This is a genomic window from Acinetobacter sp. YH16056_T, assembly GCF_024605895.1.
In the GTDB taxonomy this organism is placed as follows: domain Bacteria; phylum Pseudomonadota; class Gammaproteobacteria; order Pseudomonadales; family Moraxellaceae; genus Acinetobacter; species Acinetobacter amyesii.
Map to the genome: position 1 here is coordinate 1,647,453 of NZ_CP094545.1, position 17,503 is coordinate 1,664,955.

14 protein-coding genes are annotated in these 17,503 nt (G+C 40.1%); 6 read left to right on the top strand and 8 right to left on the bottom strand.

Annotated features, from left to right (window positions below):
* Positions 1-11 precede the first annotated feature (11 nt).
* Positions 12-1,102 (top strand): IS4-like element ISAba1 family transposase gene (locus tag MST17_RS08160; RefSeq protein ID WP_085940648.1). Its coding sequence is split into 2 segments (ribosomal slippage): positions 12-552 and positions 552-1,102, totalling 1,092 coding nucleotides; the frame shifts between segments, so codons are not numbered across the junction.
* A gap of 434 nt (positions 1,103-1,536) precedes the next feature.
* Positions 1,537-2,871, top strand: a complete 1,335-nt coding sequence (locus MST17_RS08165) for an ISNCY family transposase (protein ID WP_180027168.1) — start codon at positions 1,537-1,539, stop codon at positions 2,869-2,871.
* Between the two features lie 212 nt (positions 2,872-3,083).
* Here the strand turns inward: MST17_RS08165 and MST17_RS08170 are convergent, their stop codons facing one another.
* The 7 genes from MST17_RS08170 to MST17_RS08200 form a co-directional block, all read right to left on the bottom strand.
* Positions 3,084-4,421: an MFS transporter gene (locus MST17_RS08170; RefSeq protein ID WP_180008152.1), complete on the bottom strand. Its 1,338-nt coding sequence runs from the start codon at positions 4,419-4,421 to the stop codon at positions 3,084-3,086.
* 202 nt (positions 4,422-4,623) lie between these two features.
* On the bottom strand, positions 4,624-5,649 hold the full coding sequence (locus MST17_RS08175; RefSeq protein ID WP_180027169.1) for an enoyl-CoA hydratase/isomerase family protein: 1,026 nt from the start codon (positions 5,647-5,649) through the stop codon (positions 4,624-4,626).
* Between the two features lie 23 nt (positions 5,650-5,672).
* Positions 5,673-6,446, bottom strand: coding sequence for an enoyl-CoA hydratase (locus MST17_RS08180; RefSeq protein ID WP_180027170.1), 774 nt, complete (start codon positions 6,444-6,446; stop codon positions 5,673-5,675).
* 79 nt (positions 6,447-6,525) lie between these two features.
* The gene (locus tag MST17_RS08185; protein ID WP_180027171.1) at positions 6,526-7,653 is read right to left on the bottom strand and encodes an acyl-CoA dehydrogenase family protein; all 1,128 of its coding nucleotides are present in this window, start codon (positions 7,651-7,653) and stop codon (positions 6,526-6,528) included.
* A 120-nt stretch (positions 7,654-7,773) separates the two neighbouring features.
* Positions 7,774-9,429 carry an AMP-binding protein gene (locus tag MST17_RS08190; RefSeq protein WP_180027172.1) on the bottom strand — a complete coding sequence of 552 codons (1,656 nt, stop codon included), beginning with the start codon at positions 9,427-9,429 and terminating at the stop codon, positions 7,774-7,776.
* An 89-nt stretch (positions 9,430-9,518) separates the two neighbouring features.
* The gene (gene mmsB, locus MST17_RS08195) at positions 9,519-10,412 is read right to left on the bottom strand and encodes a 3-hydroxyisobutyrate dehydrogenase (RefSeq protein WP_180027173.1); all 894 of its coding nucleotides are present in this window, start codon (positions 10,410-10,412) and stop codon (positions 9,519-9,521) included.
* Between the two features lie 15 nt (positions 10,413-10,427).
* Positions 10,428-11,945: a CoA-acylating methylmalonate-semialdehyde dehydrogenase gene (locus MST17_RS08200; RefSeq protein WP_180027174.1), complete on the bottom strand. Its 1,518-nt coding sequence runs from the start codon at positions 11,943-11,945 to the stop codon at positions 10,428-10,430.
* A gap of 163 nt (positions 11,946-12,108) precedes the next feature.
* Here MST17_RS08200 and MST17_RS08205 point away from each other — a divergent pair, with 163 nt between their 5' ends.
* Both MST17_RS08205 and MST17_RS08210 read left to right on the top strand, forming a co-directional pair.
* Positions 12,109-12,990: a LysR family transcriptional regulator gene (locus tag MST17_RS08205; protein ID WP_078193328.1), complete on the top strand. Its 882-nt coding sequence runs from the start codon at positions 12,109-12,111 to the stop codon at positions 12,988-12,990.
* 121 nt (positions 12,991-13,111) lie between these two features.
* Positions 13,112-13,270 (top strand): hypothetical protein, encoded by a 159-nt coding sequence (locus tag MST17_RS08210; protein WP_168379604.1) that lies wholly within the window; start codon positions 13,112-13,114, stop codon positions 13,268-13,270.
* 230 nt (positions 13,271-13,500) lie between these two features.
* On the opposite strand, the gene MST17_RS08215 is transcribed toward MST17_RS08210, so the two are convergent.
* A complete protein-coding gene (locus MST17_RS08215; protein WP_180011811.1) occupies positions 13,501-14,316 on the bottom strand; it encodes a hypothetical protein in 816 nt (271 codons plus the stop codon).
* Between the two features lie 197 nt (positions 14,317-14,513).
* On the opposite strand from MST17_RS08215, the gene MST17_RS08220 reads away from it, so the two are divergent.
* Both MST17_RS08220 and MST17_RS08225 read left to right on the top strand, forming a co-directional pair.
* A complete protein-coding gene (locus MST17_RS08220) occupies positions 14,514-15,938 on the top strand; it encodes a PLP-dependent aminotransferase family protein (protein WP_180027192.1) in 1,425 nt (474 codons plus the stop codon).
* A 120-nt stretch (positions 15,939-16,058) separates the two neighbouring features.
* Positions 16,059-17,495, top strand: coding sequence for an amidase (locus MST17_RS08225; protein WP_180027175.1), 1,437 nt, complete (start codon positions 16,059-16,061; stop codon positions 17,493-17,495).
* Positions 17,496-17,503 lie beyond the last annotated feature (8 nt).

A 17,503-nucleotide genomic window follows, 5' to 3' on the forward strand; every position in this document is an offset into this window, starting at 1 on the left:
CGACGAATACTATGACACATCTCAATGAGTTATATCTTATCTTAAACAAATCTCTAAAATGGAACAAGTCACATTTAAAGTGCTTTGCGCTCATCATGCTTGTGATTATTTTAAAGCAAACATGTAATCTTTCTTCTGCATCTAAAGCCTTGCCCATCAAGTGTTTACCACAATCATTTTATCGACGTATGCAGCGCTTCTTTGCAGGTCAGTATTTTGATTATCGTCAAATTTCTCAGTTGATTTTCAATATGTTTTCATTCGACCAAGTGCAACTGACTTTAGATAGAACCAATTGGAAATGGGGAAAACGAAATATTAATATCCTGATGCTCGCAATCGTTTATCGTGGAATAGCGATACCTATCCTTTGGACATTGCTTAATAAACGTGGAAATTCAGATACGAAAGAGCGTATTGCTTTGATTCAACGCTTTATAGCCATTTTTGGTAAAGACCGTATTGTGAATGTGTTCGCAGACAGAGAGTTTATCGGTGAGCAGTGGTTTACATGGTTAATTGAACAAGACATCAACTTCTGCATTCGTGTTAAAAAAACTTCATTGTCACCAATCATTTAGGAAAGAATCATAAAATTAGTGATTTATTTCGCCATCTTAAAGTTGGTCAAATTGAATGTCGTAAACGACGGATTTTGGTTGGTCGGGTGAAACTATATATAAGTGCACTACAGTTAGAAAATGGAGAGCTTTTACTCGTCGTTTCTCCTCAGTTTAATGCCAATGCTATTCAGGATTATGCATTACGCTGGGAAATTGAAACCTTATTCAGTTGTCTCAAAGGACGCGGGTTTAATCTTGAAAATACGCGCTTGACAGACCCTAGACGAGTGAAAAAATTGATTGCGGTGTTAGCTATAAGCTTCTGTTGGTGTTACTTAACGGGTGAATGGCAACATAATCAAAAAAAAGCGATAAAAATAAAGAAGCATGGACGACTCTCAATGAGTTTATTTCGCTATGGTTTAGACTATGTTCAAATGGCGATTCAGCGTTTAATTGGTTTTGGGAAAAAAGAAGAGTTTAAGGAAATTTTGGCAATTTTAAGAAAGCAGAATCCTGATAGGATAAGGGTTCTGTGAAATTTGTCGTGTACAGAGAAATTATTCATTTTTTCAGAAAAAGTAAAGTATTTTTTTCAATAAATCATACTATTAAGTAAAACTTAAGAAACTAGCCATTAATCAAATTTACATTTTTTACAACTATAAATTTTTGAAAAGACAGTTTTATAACTGATGCTAAATACCATAAAACAAAGCAACACTCTTCTTAAGTGTTGCTTCTTGTGTTGTTTTTTATAACAACAATCATCAATGTTTTAAATTGCAACACAACTTTCATGAAATTATAAAATAATAAATATATATCAATATTTTAATCAGACAACACAGAAATAAGGTACTTATAATACGAAATAGTATTGTTAGAACCCATTTAAAGTGTCTATATTCTCACCAATAAAAATGTCTAGTTTATGATGGTTTTTATCATCATGGACTGGATATAAATATAGATGCTGATCACTATGTCTGACAAAGAAATTCAACGGCTTGCAGTTCTGCAAGACGTTCGAGATCATCGTATTACCCAGATCCGTGCTGCTGAAATCCTAAATCTTTCCACCCGTCAAATTACCCGGTTATTGCAAAAGCTCAATCAAGATGGTGTCTCAGGTATGGCACATGCCAGTCGTGGTCAACCTGGCCATCGTCGCCATGATGACTTGTTAAAATCAAAGTGCCTTTCCATTATTGCTGAACATTTGCTGGGCTTTGGACCCACCTTGGCGCATGAGAAGCTCAGCAGCATATTTGACCTGAATATCCCGGTAGAAACGCTTCGGCGCTGGATGACGGCCAATGACCTGTGGATTCCGCGATCCAAGCGCCTGAAGCGTCCATATCAGCCACGTTATAACCGGGATTGCTTCGGTGAACTGATCCAAATTGATGGCTCATATCATGACTGGTTTGAAGGTCGAGCTGCAAAATGCTGCTTGTTGGTTTATATCGATGATGCCACTGGAAAGCTGTTGCATCTGCGCTTTTGTGAGGCTGAAACGACCTTTGACTACATGCTTTCAACCCGAGCCTACATTGAACAATACGGCAAACCTCTAGCTTTTTATAGTGACAAGCATTCGGTATTCAGAGTTAATCAGAAATCCAGGCAAGACAGCCAGATTACGCAATTTGGGCGGATTCTGAATAATTTGAACATCGATATTATCTTTGCCAACTCACCCCAAGCCAAAGGTCGTGTGGAACGTGCCAACAGAACCCTTCAGGACCGTCTGATCAAAGAGATGCGCCTGGAAGGCATCGGTTCGATTGCAGAGGCCAATATATGGTTACCCTGCTTTATTGAGCAGTTCAATCAGAAGTTCGCCAAATGTGCGCGAAACTCAAAGAACCTGCATCGGCCATTAACCGAATCTGATCTTGAACTGGATGATATTTTTACCTGGCAGGAACCGCGTAAGGTCACCAAGAATCTGACCCTGACCTATGACAAGTGTATTTATATGCTTGAACCGACAGAGCTGAATCATAAGCTTGTTGGGCAATACATTTCATTTCTGGAGTACCCAGATGGTACTGTGGCAATCATGCATGAAGGACGGAAGATCAACTATAGCGTCTTCAATAAACTGGCTGAACTACAGCAGAATGAAGTGGTTGAGAATAAAAGATTAGGTTCGGTCCTGGCCCATATCCAGCAGCAACATGAGGAATTGGAGAAACAGAATAAACGTTCCCGTCTCAAGAAAAGTATGCCGAGTCGTAAAGCTCAGAAAGTTGTTATTGAACAAAGAAATTTAAATCCTGTGCTTGACTCTTGTAGTTAAAAACAGGACATTTTAAATGGTTTATCGCATAGACATTTTAATTGGTGAATAACAAGTATAATTTTGTGCCGCCAAGATCCTACGCAATACTGACAATATTATTTGTCCTGCTACAATCCTCAGACAAGAAAAAAGCCATAACAACGATTGCTATGGCTAATTCACATTAATTTCTATATTTAAATCAGCCTACTGTTTACCTGATTTTTGATTTATGAAGATTTAATTTCTTTACTGCTAAATGCTTTTGTTTTTTGCTCTATTTGATCCGGCTTTAAAAATGACGACGCAATAATCGCAATCACTGCAAAGCCTGAAATATAGGCAATAATTAAATTGGGGCTTCCATCACCAATACTCAACAATTTCGTCGCGATTAATGGAGCTAAACCACCACCTAGCACGCCTGCAAATTGAACTGAGATTGAAATACCGCTATAACGTATTTCTGCTGGAAATTGGCGTGAAAATAACTGTGACTGCGGCGCATACATCAAAGGAAAAACTACGCCAATACCAATCACAATGGCCGTCCAAACCAATACAGGATCCTTGGTATTTAACATTGCAAAAAATGGATAGCTGTATAAAGCCAGTACGCATAAACCAAATCTGAACATGTTTTTTTGCCCAACTTTATCAGACAAATGCCCAAAAATTGGCGTAATGACCATGATGACCGCAGCACCACAAATCGTTGCAAACAAAATGTCTTGTCTAGGAATATTTAGCTGTGTGGTTGTATAGGCTAAAGCAAATGTCGATGCTAAATAGAACCAAGCATTTTCAGCAGCTCGAGATAAAATAATCGTAATCAACTGCTTAGGATGATTTTTAAACACTTGTTTTGCTGGAACTTTAATTGTTTCGGTTTGAGCTTTAACTTTTTCAAAGTCTGGTGACTCAGGCACTTTCACTCGAATATACCAACCTACAGCCAGTAAAATAATGCTGGCTAAAAATGGCAGACGCCAACCCCAGCTAAATAGTGCTTCTTCAGGCAACATTGAGACTAAGCCTAAAGCTACCGAAGCGAGCAATAAACCACCACCTGTACTGGCTTGCGGTAAACTTCCCCAAAAGCCTTTTTTACCCGCTGGCGCATGCTCTACCGCCATGAGGACTGCTCCGCCCCATTCTCCACCCATGGCCATGCCCTGTATAAATCTTAAAATAATTAAACAGACCGTTGCCCAATAACCAATGGTTTCAAATGTCGGTAACAACCCAATCATCACCGTTGGAATACCCATCAACATTAATGTGACCAATAACATTGATTTACGACCGATTTTATCGCCGAAATGACCAAAAACAATTCCACCAAGTGGTCGACCAATAAAGCCAACAGCATAAGTGGCAAATGCTGCCAATACGCCAGTTAATGGATCAAGATTTGGAAAGAAAAGTCGATTGAAAATGAGTGCTGCGGCAGCACCATAGATAAAAAAGTCATACCATTCGATGGTTGTACCCACCATGCTGGAAATACCTGCTAAACGATGCGAAGACTTAGCTGGTGGAGCTGTGTTTCCCTGTACATTTTGCATTGTTATCTTCCTTATTCTGCAAGATATTTCTATGTTGCATTTTCACGATGCTTGATTTGTGTGATGATTTTCTTCATGAAAATCAATATTTTTAGATCTTATATGTGTTTAATTTACGCTGAGTCACTGGTTCATATCGAACATAAAATCAAATATGAATATTGACCAAGGGTTTGAACCGTTAAAAATATAAACCTACTGATTAAATAGATATTTCCTCCATTATTTTGTCTAAAGTCGGACTAGACTGTTGCCACTTTGGCTGTTTGTCTTTATCCACAATTAATGCACGCACACCTTCAACAATATCGCCATGTTGAAACCAAACATCTTGCAAATGTCGTTCAATTTGCATGCATTGCTTTAGAGAAAGCCCACGACCTAAATGCTGTAGTTGTAAACTGATCCTTTTCGCGATTGGAGAACGTTGTTCCAAGGTATTGCGTATTTTTAACGCCCACGGCTGAGCATCATTATGCTGTTCATTTTCAAGACTATTTTCAATGGCATCAATGCACTCATAACCAAAATGCTTACGAATTAAATCTGCATTTTGACTAAGTTCACTTTCCGCTGGTCGAGTAATATATTTCGCAATCAATTGTTCAATATTTTCCTTACTTAGTTGCTTAGAATTTCTTAAATCTTCTTCTAATTGAACAAGTTGCTCACTCGGAACATGGTAGTCAATCAAATCTAGGTATAACGCATCGCTGGCACTGATTTGATCGCCCGTAGTTGCCATGTACACACCAATATCATCCAAACGTGATAAAAAGTGTGTCGCAGCCACATCTGGGAAAAATCCAATGGCAGTTTCAGGCATGGCAAATCTAGATTTTTCGCTGCTGACAAGCACATGACATGCTTGGGCTAAGCCAAATCCACCGCCAAGTACATAGCCATCGAGTATGACAATAATGGGTTTTTTATACGCACGAATGGTATTCAGCATTTCATACTCAGCTTGAAAATAAGCTTGATGATCATCTCTACCATTCATATAACTATCATAGAGATAGCGAATATCTCCACCTGCACAAAATGCTTTGGGACTATTTGAGCGAATAAGTACAGCATGAATATTGGTTTGATCAGCCCATAGTGCTAATTGCTGTTGAATCCCTTGGATCATTTCTAAAGACAAGGCATTTAAACTTGCCACGCGATCTAAACTGATTTGGCCTAAATGCCCATGTTCTTCAATCATTAAGTTATTTGTACTCATATCCATATAATCCTTTTTTATTTTTAATTGTTTTTAAAATTGGCTTGGCGCTTTTCAACAAATGCTTGCATGCCTTCTTTTTGGTCTTGAGTTGCAAAAATCGAATGGAATGTTCTACGTTCAAAACGTAAACCTTCTTGCAAACTGACTTCAAATGCACGGTTAATTGACTCTTTGATCATCATGGTTGCGACTACAGATTTTTCGGCTATTTTTTCAGCAGCTTTTAAGGTCTTTTCGACCAACTCCTCTTTAGGGAAGACTTGAGCAACTAAACCACTCTGCTCTGCTTCTACTGCGCCCATTTGTCTCGCAGTCAGACACATTTCCATTGCTTTGGCCTTACCAATAGCAAGCGTTAAGCGCTGTGTCCCACCTATCCCTGGGATTACTCCCAAAGTCACTTCTGGTAAACCGAATTTTGCATTATCGGCACAGTAAATAAAGTCGCACATGAGTGCTAACTCACAGCCTCCACCCAACGCATAACCACTGACAGCTGCAATTAAAGGTTTACGGCGCTGAGCAATTCGATCTGCCAGATGAAAAAAATCATCCAAATAAATATTTGGGAAACTCAGTTCAGCCATTTCTTTAATATCTGCGCCAGCGGCAAAGGCTTTTTCTGAACCTGTAATAACCATACAACCAATGGTGGGATCTCGATCTAGATCATCCAAGGCAGTATTAAGATCTTGAATTAATGTGCTATTCAACGCATTTAAGGCCTGAGGACGATTTAAAATAATGAGTCCAACACCATTGTTCTTTTCGAGCAGAATCGTTTCAAATTGCATGTGAGATCCCTATATATGTTCAATATTTATGAGTAGGCTTCATATCTGAAGCCTTGTCGTTTTAAATGTCTTAAAGACGTTATAAGCTACGGGCAATTACTAAACGTTGGATATCACTCGTACCTTCATAGATTTGGCAAATACGTGCATCACGATATATACGTTCTATAGGGAAATCTTTGAGATAGCCATAACCACCAAAGACTTGTAATGCTGCAGAGCAAACACGCTCAGCCATTTCAGATGAAAAAAGCTTGGCCATAGACGCTTCATTTAAACAAGGTTGTCCTGCTTCTTTTAAACGTGCCGCGTGATAGACCAATTGGCGTGCGGCTTCTATTTCTGTCGCCATACTTGCTAACCGGAACGCAACTGCCTGATGTTCAAAGATCGACTTTCCAAAAGTAATACGCTCTTTGGCATATCGGGTTGCTTCTTCTAATGCTGCTCGTGCAAGACCAACCGCTTGCGCCGCTATACCAATACGACCGCCTTCTAGATTTGATAAGGCGATTTTCAAACCTTCACCTTCTTTTCCTAACATTAGGCTTTCATGCACTCGCACGTCTGTGAGTGCGATTTGGCAGGTATCTGAGGCATGTAATCCAAGCTTTTCTTCAGTACGAATCACTTCATAACCAGGTGTTTCTCTTGGGACAATAAAAGCACTCATGCCTTTTTTCCCTGCACTTGGGTCAGTCACAGCAAAGACAATAATGACCCCTGCATTATATCCCGAGGTAATAAACTGCTTAGCACCATTAATCACCCATTCATTGCCATCTTTTACTGCACGAGTTTTAATGGCAGCAGCATCTGAACCCGTATGTGGCTCAGTTAATGCAAATGCACCGATCATTTTGCCTTGTGCTAAAGGCACTAAATATTTCTGCTTTTGTTCTTCTGTGCCAAATTTAGCAATAGGAACACAGCCTACCGAGTTATGTACACTCATAATGGTTGAGGTTGCCCCATCGGCCGCGGCAATCTCTTCTAAAGCCATAACATAGGCAAGATTACCTGTATCTGAACCACCCCATTCATCTGATACCAACATACCCAATAAACCCAGTTCTCCCATCTGCGCTAAAGCCGCTTTGGGAAAGGTACCGTGTTTATCCCATTCGGCCGCTTGAGGTTTAATTTGTTCCTGTGCGAAACTGCGTGCCATGTCCTGAATTAATAATTGTTCTTCGGTAAATTGCATCTTATCTTCCTGTACATCAATCAATTGCTTTCATCCAGTTTGAAAATGACTAGAACTGAATGAAAGCTTGATTTTGATCCTGATTGTTCGGCATTCATTTAGGGTTAATCGTTGCGTCATTTAACTTGCATGCTGCGTAGATTGTTTTGCAATCTCTTGATTTCTTAATAAGAAACGCTGAATTTTTCCACTTGGAGTCTTCGGCAGTTCTTGAACAAACTCCACCAATCGTGGATAAGCATGTGCGGATAAGCGCTTTTTCACAAATTGCCCTAGTTGCTCTGCTAATTCTTCTGACGCTGTGACATGCTCAGCTAAAATCACAAAAGCTTTTACAATTTCTGTCCGATCTGGATCAGGCACACCAATGACCGCAGCTTCAATCACTGCATCATGCTCAAGTAAAGCACTTTCTACATCGAATGGCCCAATACGATAACCGGATGTTGTAATCACATCATCATTACGACCAACGAAGCTCATACTGCCATCTGCGTGTAATTCTGCGGTATCACCCGTGAGGTAATAGTGCTTTACAAAGGGTGACTTACGACTTTCTTTATAGCCACCAAACCACATCATCGGTGATTGACTAATATCGACAGCCAGTACTCCTGGCGTTCCTGCAGCTAGCTCTAGCCCTTGTTCATCAACAACCGCCACGCGATATCCCGGACTGGCATAACCTGCGACACCTGCGCGAATATCATGTTGTAAGCCATGATGATTACACACCACCATACCAACTTCAGTCTGACCATAATGGTCAAAGATCGGTGCATCTAAAACTTGTTTAAACCAGCGGAACACTTCAGGGTTAAGCGGCTCACCAGCGCTACTCACGACTCTAAATTTACCTTTGAGTTTTGCCATTTGTTCAGGATCAGCTGCCATCATCATCCGATACGCTGTCGGTGCGCCTGCAAGGTTCGTCACTTTGTAGTCATCTACGATCTGACACAAACTATCAATGCTAAAACCACCTTCGTAAAAGAGTGTTGCATGTCCAAGTAAAAGTGGCCCAGTGATTCCATAATACAAACCATAAGCCCAACCCGGATCGGCAATATTCCAAAATGAATCATCTTCACGTAGTCCTACCGCATTTTTCATATATTGACCAAAAGCGATCAAAGCTTTAAGCGGGACTTCTAAGGGCTTTGCAGGACCTGTAGTACCTGAAGTAAACATTAAAAGAAATGGATCATTGATGCTCTGTAGGACAATTTCACAATCTGTAGACTGTGCGTTTACTTCATCCCAAAAGTTTAAATCTCCCTGTTGAATCCCATGACCCGCTGGATCTGCAACAGTAACGATTTGAGGACAATGTGCAACTTCATCTAATTTACTGCGATTACCAACATCACTAATCACCAATTTGCTTTGTGCAAGGTGTAAACGATGTTCAATGGCTTTGGGGCCAAAGGCGGTAAATAGCGGTTGATATACAGCACCTATTCGCCAAGCCCCTAAAATCACCACAAGTAATTCAACTGTACGGGGTAATAAACCCGATACACGATCACCCTTTTGCACACCCTGTGACTTTAAAAAATTGGCAAATTGGCTCGACCACTGTTGCAGCTCTGCAAAGGTATATTGTTCTTTCCGCCCATCTTTACCTTGCCAATACAGTGCAACCTTATTTTGATCAATCGCATGACGGTCGCAGCATTCATAACATGCATTTAATTGCTCTAAAGAGCCTGATAACATTTCTTTGGCAGCATGATTTAAGTCAAATGCCTTTGAAACATCTTGATAATTCGACATCTTCTCTACCTCAGTCTCAATTTATTGTTATTCCGACACGAGTGTTTGTATTGTTAGCCATCCCTAGGCCAGATTAGTATTCAATCTGATTATTCAGCGTCCTTAGGTAAGTATTGCTGCACGATACTTGAAAAATCTAAGTGTGCATTACCTTGTAAACACAGCTGTTGATACATCTGCTGAACCAGTCCGCCTAAAATAATCGGCTGTTTGACTTGTCCTGCAGCTTCTACAGCCAATCCTAGATCTTTCAACATCAACTGCGTTGCAAAACCATCGGTATAGCCACGTCCTGCGGGTGCATTTGCTGAGATACCCGGCCATGGATTACATACATCTGAACTCCAGCAACGTCCGCTCGAACTATTCACCACACCCGCTAGGGCTTGAGGATCAATCCCTAGACGCGCACCGAGCGCCATACCTTCAGCAACGGCTGCCATGGAAATACCAAGAATCAAGTTATTGCAAATTTTCGCAATTTGACCTGCACCCACATCGCCACAATGCACAATGTTTTTACCCATGTGGCCCAATACAGCTTTGGTTCTTTCAAAGGTTTGATCATCTGAACCGACCATAAAGGTTAATGTACCTGCCTGTGCACCAATAGTTCCGCCTGAAACAGGTGCATCACAGATTTTTATCTGATGTGCAGCACCGGCTTCGGCTATATCCTTAATGGTTTGCGGATCAATGGTACTGCTATCGATACATAAGCTTCCTGCTTTCATTACCGCCAATACACCATTTTCTCCCAAGTACACCTCTTTGACATGCTTGGCAGCAGGCAACATGCTCATCACAACATCTGCTTGTTTCGCGGCATCTTGTGGGCTGTGGCAAACGATGCCACCTGCTTCAGTAAAATGCTGAATCGCAATTTCGCTTAAGTCGAAACCGTAAACCGTAAAACCTGCTTTGAGAAGGTTTTGGGCCATTTTTCCGCCCATGTTTCCTAAACCGATAAAGGCAATATTCATCCTTGAACTCCTAAATTAACGTAGGTTAATGGTGGTATTCACTTCACCTTTTTCTTGTGTATCTTCGAACCAACGACTGGTGATGGTTTTGGTTTGTGTATAGAACTGAACTGCTTGCTTACCATATGGACCTAAGTCACCCAGTTTTGAACCACGCGATCCTGTAAAGCTAAAGAAAGGTACAGGTACAGGAATTGGAATATTGATACCCACTTGACCAATATCGATATCACTTTGGAATGTACGAGCGACTGCACCACTTTGTGTAAATAGTCCAACACCGTTGCCAAATGGATTGGCATTAATCAATTCAATCGCCTGCTCTAGAGTATCGACATGAATAATGGCTAACACGGGCCCAAAGATCTCTTCGGTATAGATGCGCATATCAGTTGAAACTTGATTAAAAATCGTTGCTCCGACAAAGTTTCCTTGCTCATAGCCAATGACTTGAACATCACGACCATCCAGCAGCAACTCTGCACCTTGCTCTACACCGCTTTGAATTAAATCCAGTACACGTGCTTTTGCACGAGGTGAAATGACTGGGCCAATATCGGTATTCGGCTCATGCCCTGCATTGACCTTCAGCGTTTTGGCTTTTTCAACCAGTTCATTAACCCATTCTTTACTTTCACCAACCATGACAGCAACAGACAAAGCCATACAACGCTGACCTGCCGCACCGAATGCTGCACCAACGAGGGCATTTAAAGTTTGTTCTTTATTGGCATCTGGCATTACCACCACATGGTTTTTAGCTCCCATCATCGACTGCACACGTTTTCCATGCTGTCCTGCAAGGTTATATACATGTGTACCAACGGCTGTAGAGCCTACAAATGAAATGGCCTTAATAGCTTGATGTGTGCATAAACGATCAACGACGTCTTTACCACCATGCACTACGTTTAATACACCTGCTGGAATACCAGCTTCAATTGCAAGTTCGACAAGCATCATGGTCGATAATGGATCTTGTTCAGATGGCTTTAAGACAAAGGTATTTCCACTGACAATCGCCATTGGGAACATCCAGAGTGGAATCATCGCAGGAAAGTTAAATGGCGTAATTCCTGCACAGACACCCAGAGGTTGTTGCAAGGTATAGGTATCCACACCACGTGCAACACCTTCTATATATTCGCCCATTTGAAGTGTGCCAACCGAACACGCATGCTCAACGACTTCTAAACCACGTTGAATATCACCTTCAGCATCTGCAAGCGTCTTTCCTTGCTCAGCCGTCAGTACACGGGCAATCTCTTTCATATTGCTACGGATGAGATCTTGTAGCTTCAGCATAATGCGCATACGTGCTTGAACAGGCGTTAAGCGCCAAGTTTTAAACGCCTCTTGCGCTGAAGCAATCGCTGCATCCACTTCTTCCATAGTCGCCATTGGAACACGACCCAAAACCTCTTGAGTTGCAGGATTTAGAATGTCTTGCCACTCTGTAGTGTTTGACTCTACAAATTTACCGTTAATTAATAATTTAGCCGTCGCTGACTGAATATTTGACATTGTGTTCATGACCTCTCCATAGGCACTTATTGTTTTGTACTGACTTAGAAAATATCCAAAAGCCTTATATTTATATTTTCCAATTCACTTCAAACTAGCAAAGAAAATTTTGACTACCAATAGAGATTCACGCACGATTGATGTGCAAATATGCACAGGGATGACAATAACAATGAAAGTAGATTGGGATCATTTACAGTATTTTTTGGTTTTGGCTCGTGCGAAAACCCTAACCAATACCGCACGTATTATCGGTGTTGAGCACAGTACAGTTTCTCGACGCATACATGCGCTAGAACTGGCTTTAGGCACACCATTATTTAAACGTGAAGCCACAGGTTATGAGCTCACTTTAGAAGGTTTGGCACTGGTTCCTCGCGTTGAACAAATGGAACAGGCCTTTTTACAAATCGAAAAACCCAACCAACCTATGCAAGGTCGTGTGCGAATTGGCACACCCGAAGGGTTTGGAACAGCATTTTTGACACAGCTCTTGGCAGAATTGTCCAAAAAATACCCCTTGCTGACTATCGACCTTATTCCTGTCCCGAAAATGATCAAGCTTTCACATCGTGAAGCAGATATTGTTATTTCCATCGATCGACCGAAATCAGGCCCCTATATCATTACTCGACTGGCAGACTATTGTTTAAAGATTTATGGCAGTAAAGAATACTTAAAAAACACGCAACCCATTCATACCTTAGAAGATTTAAAATCACACACTTTTGTGAACTATATAGATGATTTAGTCTATAGTCCCGAACTGTATTGTTTAGAGCGCTTACCTATTCAGCTTAATGCCAACTTTAGAAGTAGCAGTATTTTGGCTCAACAAATTGCCGTGAGTGCGGGTGCAGGATTGGCAATATTGCCCAAGTTTTTGGCAGAGGAAAAACCCGAATTAGAACAAGTCTTGGCGCAAGATGTTCGTTTTGTGCATACCTTTTGGATGCTGACCTTAGTCGATTTACAACATGAGCCGCGCATTAAGCTGGTCTGGGACTTTTTGAGAAAAAGAACCGATCAATATCATAGTTTATTAATGGATTAAGTCAGGATGGCTTCTTCTAAACTATAACTGTTATAGAAATTTAGATGAATGTTGTATCTATGCTTTCAAGCGATATACCCCAATAATCACCTATAACCACTAGGGATTTAGAGTACATCTTATGAGCAATCAAGAGCCTAAAAAACCGCAAAAATATGCAGACAGTGAAATTTCAGATAAGGCCTTTAAACGTGCCATTATTTGGTTCTCGATCTATGTGCTTTTATTCTGTATTGGTGTAGCGTTTGTCGTTGGTGCAGATAATTCCTATCTACCTTAAACGATAATCTATTCGCTTATTGCAACTCGCTATTGCATGTATATCTTACATTTCATGTTTGCTCATGATCAGTTCATAATGAATTGATCATTAGGCCAAATAAATTGGTTTAAAATTGGTTTAAATTTGAATTTTAAAAAAGCTTGTAAGTCTACATTTACAAGCTTTTTTGCATTTTTAAAGTGATCAAATTACAGCTATAAAATTACTTGCCCATCTGAATCGCTTGCTTATGCAGGACTTTGCTTTTTAACTTGGTGCTGTAGATGTGTTTGAATATATTCACCGTAGACCGACATTTTTTCAAAGATGTGTTCTGAATAAAACATGTCTTCTACCAAGACTTGCGCACGATCAAATTCATATAAACCCAATCGTTGTAAAATTTTCGCATTAATAAACGAAAATTTTTGGCATAAATCGATATATTGCTGATCTTTGTCTTTAAATAGCAGCTTTAACATATTGATTTTATTTAGATCAAAGTCAATCGGTTCAGCTTTATCCGCCAAGACATGGATTTCAACATCTAAAAATTCAGCGAGCTGTTTTAATTTTTCTAAGTCGATATGTAGATGTGTAATACATATGATTTTGGAAACCTTCGGATTACATAAGCTATTGATCAAACTAAAATAGAAGTATTCTGCTGGCGATAGTTGTTCATTATGTAGCTCAATGTAGACATTTAGTCCCGATAAAACATCATCAACTTTAAATGCGCTAAGTTTAGCCTCAGCATGATAATAACGATTCAATATCGCAACATTTTCAGGGCTTTGCAGTGTAGCGTAGATCACCTTCTGATTCAAATTCGCTAAGATAAAAGGTGCAAATAAAAAAGCCGCATTTTCAGCCTTGGCATCCATATGTTCCTGACAAATACTGACATAGCCCACTTGCTGTACTTGACGCAAAATTCGACTGCGCAAAAGTACCGCTTCTAAATTAGTATGCTGTTGTTGCAACAGATGCAGCGTTGAATCTGTCAATGGAACATCCACCAGTAAATATTGTAACAGTTCTAATTCACTGGCTTTAAACATATTCAACTCCCTAACTTCCATACCATTTGACGCCACAAGTGTTGTGGTCTATGCACCTTATAAAAAATTCAAGCTTAAAACTAGATACAGTGATTTTGAAAAAACATATAACAGTATAGACTCATCTGTTATAAAAATTTAATGTAAAGTTTCATTTACTGATATATTTATAACAGAATTTTGTCTTGTTGATGACTATGTATAAATCGGAACAGCTCGCTCAGCACCTACGTCAACTGATTGAAAATGGCACTTTAAAAGCGCACGAAAAACTTCCGTCTTTACGTGAACAAGTGCAGTTGTCTGGCTTTAGTTTAATCACGGTCATGAATGCCTATCAGGAGTTGGAATCGCGTGGCTTAATCTATGCACGTGAAAAATCAGGCTACTATGTAGCGCAAGGCTTGCTCGAAATAGAGGATGAACAAACTCAGATTGTGTCCTTAAACACGCCGGTTGAAATTAACTCTCTAGTCTTTAAGTATTTAAAATCAATACAAGATGAAAAAGTCGTTCCATTGGGATCAGCTTTTCCAGCTCAAGACATTGTTTTTTCTAAAAAGTTAACCCAAATCATGGGGCAAATTTCCCGAAATCCCAAAAGTTACGATGCCATTGATAATCTTCCACCCGGTAATTTAGCCCTTCGTAAATTGATTGCACAGCGTTATTGCATGCAAGGCATTGCCACAGATCCAGAGGATATTGTGATTACCTCAGGCTGTATGGATGCACTGAATCTTTCCTTACAGGCCATTGCCTCACCGGGTGACTATATCGTGTTACAGCAAAATATTTTCTATGGCGCCTTGCAAGCTGCAGAGCGCTTAGGCCTTAAAGTGGTGACCTTACCTGAACATCCACAAGACGGTTTTGATTTAACCGCGTTTGAACATATTTTAAAAACTTATCCCGTCAAGATCTGTTGGTTGATGCTGAATTCACATAATCCTGTGGGCTTCACAGTGAGTGATGAAATCAAGCAAAAAATTGCCGTGCTCTTACACCAATATCATGTGCATTTAATTGAGGACGATGTGTATGAAGAAATGCATTATGCGTCCAAGAAACCTGTTTCAATGAAATACTTTGATCAAAATAATATGGTCTTACATTGCTCTTCTTTTTCTAAAACGTTGGGCGCTGCATTTCGGGTCGGTTGGGTGCACGCCGGTAAATACTCTCAAGCGATTCAACACTTACAACTCATGAGCACGATTTCCGTTAATACCTTATTGCAAAATGCCTTGGTGGAATTTATTTCAAATTATCATTATGAAAAACATTTACGGGTCTTAAGAAAAAGTCTACAACAACACAAATTACAGTTTTACCGTTATTTAGAAAGCCGCCTACCGACTGGATGCAAATTACAATATCATCCAAGTGGTTATTTTTTTTGGTTAAAACTACCGGAAAATGTTGAAAGTATGGCAGTCTATGAAGCCCTAATTCAACAGCAGATTAGCGTTGCTCCAGGCCGTTTATTTAATGTTGCGGAAGCCAAAACTCAATATATCCGTTTAAATTGTTCCTTTGCATGGAAGGATGAGATTCAACAGGCTTTAGATGCCCTCCTTAGTACAATCTCTGCACTTTCCTCAGATCAGACAAATATTTGACAATTTTTATTGTCATTATTATGCTCAAACAGATATTGTTCAAATACATATATTTGTTGTTGAGATAACAATGAATTCATTCAATATTTACCAAAATTCAAAAAACAAATAGGTTCGTTCATGGAAGATCAAAAACACAGTCAACGCATACATGCTTTTAGTTCGGATGTACTCACAGATCTGGATGCTGTGGGGATTGCACAGCTCATCAAATCTAAAGAAGCCTCTGTACAGGAAATTACACAAGCGGCCATTGCACGTGCGGAACAAGTCAATCCGCATCTAAATGCCATTGAACTGGACTGTTTTCAACGTGCTTTAGAGAAAAATCAATATGTTGAACATGGTCTATTTGCGGGCGTCCCTTTTTTCTTTAAAGATAATCTAGATTATCAAGGATTGCCATCACGCCATGGTTCAAAGGCCATAGGTTCAAAACCAGCCGATCGTAATCCTCAAATTAGCCAACAAATCTTAGATCAAGGTTTTGTCGTATTAGGAAAATCTAAGCTCCCTGAATTTGGTCTAAATGCCAGTACCGAATATAAAGATGGCTCAGCCACCTATAACCCTTGGAATCTAAGTTATTCCTGCGGCGCGTCTTCTGGCGGTTCTGCAGCTCTCGTTGCAGCCGGTGTAGTGCCAATTGCCCATGCCAATGATGGCGGTGGTTCGATTCGAATCCCTGCTGCATGTTGCGGTTTGATTGGATTAAAGCCTAGCCGTAGCCGTACGTATGACAGTGATGCAGCAGGCTCTCTTCCGATTAATATCATCAGTGAAGGTGTCCTAACCCGTAGCATACGAGATACTGCGCATTTCTATGCAGGAATGGAGTCAAGTTATTACAATAAAAAGTTGCCACGCATAGGTATGATTCATGGCCCTTCTAAACGTCGACTACGCATCGGTTTAGTCCCGCAATCGATTACAGGGCAAATAGATAGCGAAACAACTGCAACCTTAATGCATAGCGCAGCACTCATGGAAAAATTAGGTCATCATGTTGAAGAACTTCAGTTACCTTTTGCCTTAAGCTTTGTTGAAGATTTCAGTGAATATTGGGGAATGTTGTCCTTTTTACTGAGTACCTTTGGCAAAAAAATCTTTGGCGCTGACTTTAATCCCAAAGAGTTAGATCACTTAACCATTGGTTTATCGAAGTTGTATAAAAAGAACTTTTATAAAACCCCGCTATTTCTGTATCGATTAAAGAAAATGCAGCAACAATATCGTGAAATCTTTAAGCATTATGACGTTTTGCTATCGCCTGTACTTGCACATATCACACCTAAAATTGGCTATTTGTCACCTCAATTACCGTTTGACCAGTTATTTGAGCGTATACAGAACTATGTAACATTTACACCTATTCAAAATGTGGTGGGTGCGCCGGGTATGTCGATTCCTATGGGAGAAACGCAAAACGACGGACTTCCAATCAGTATGCAAATTTCAGCCGATGTCGGTGATGAAAAAACCTTGATTGAACTGGCGTATGAAATTGAAGAAGCTCAGCCATGGCGACGTATTCAAGATATGCCTCGTACTGCTTAACAACTCAA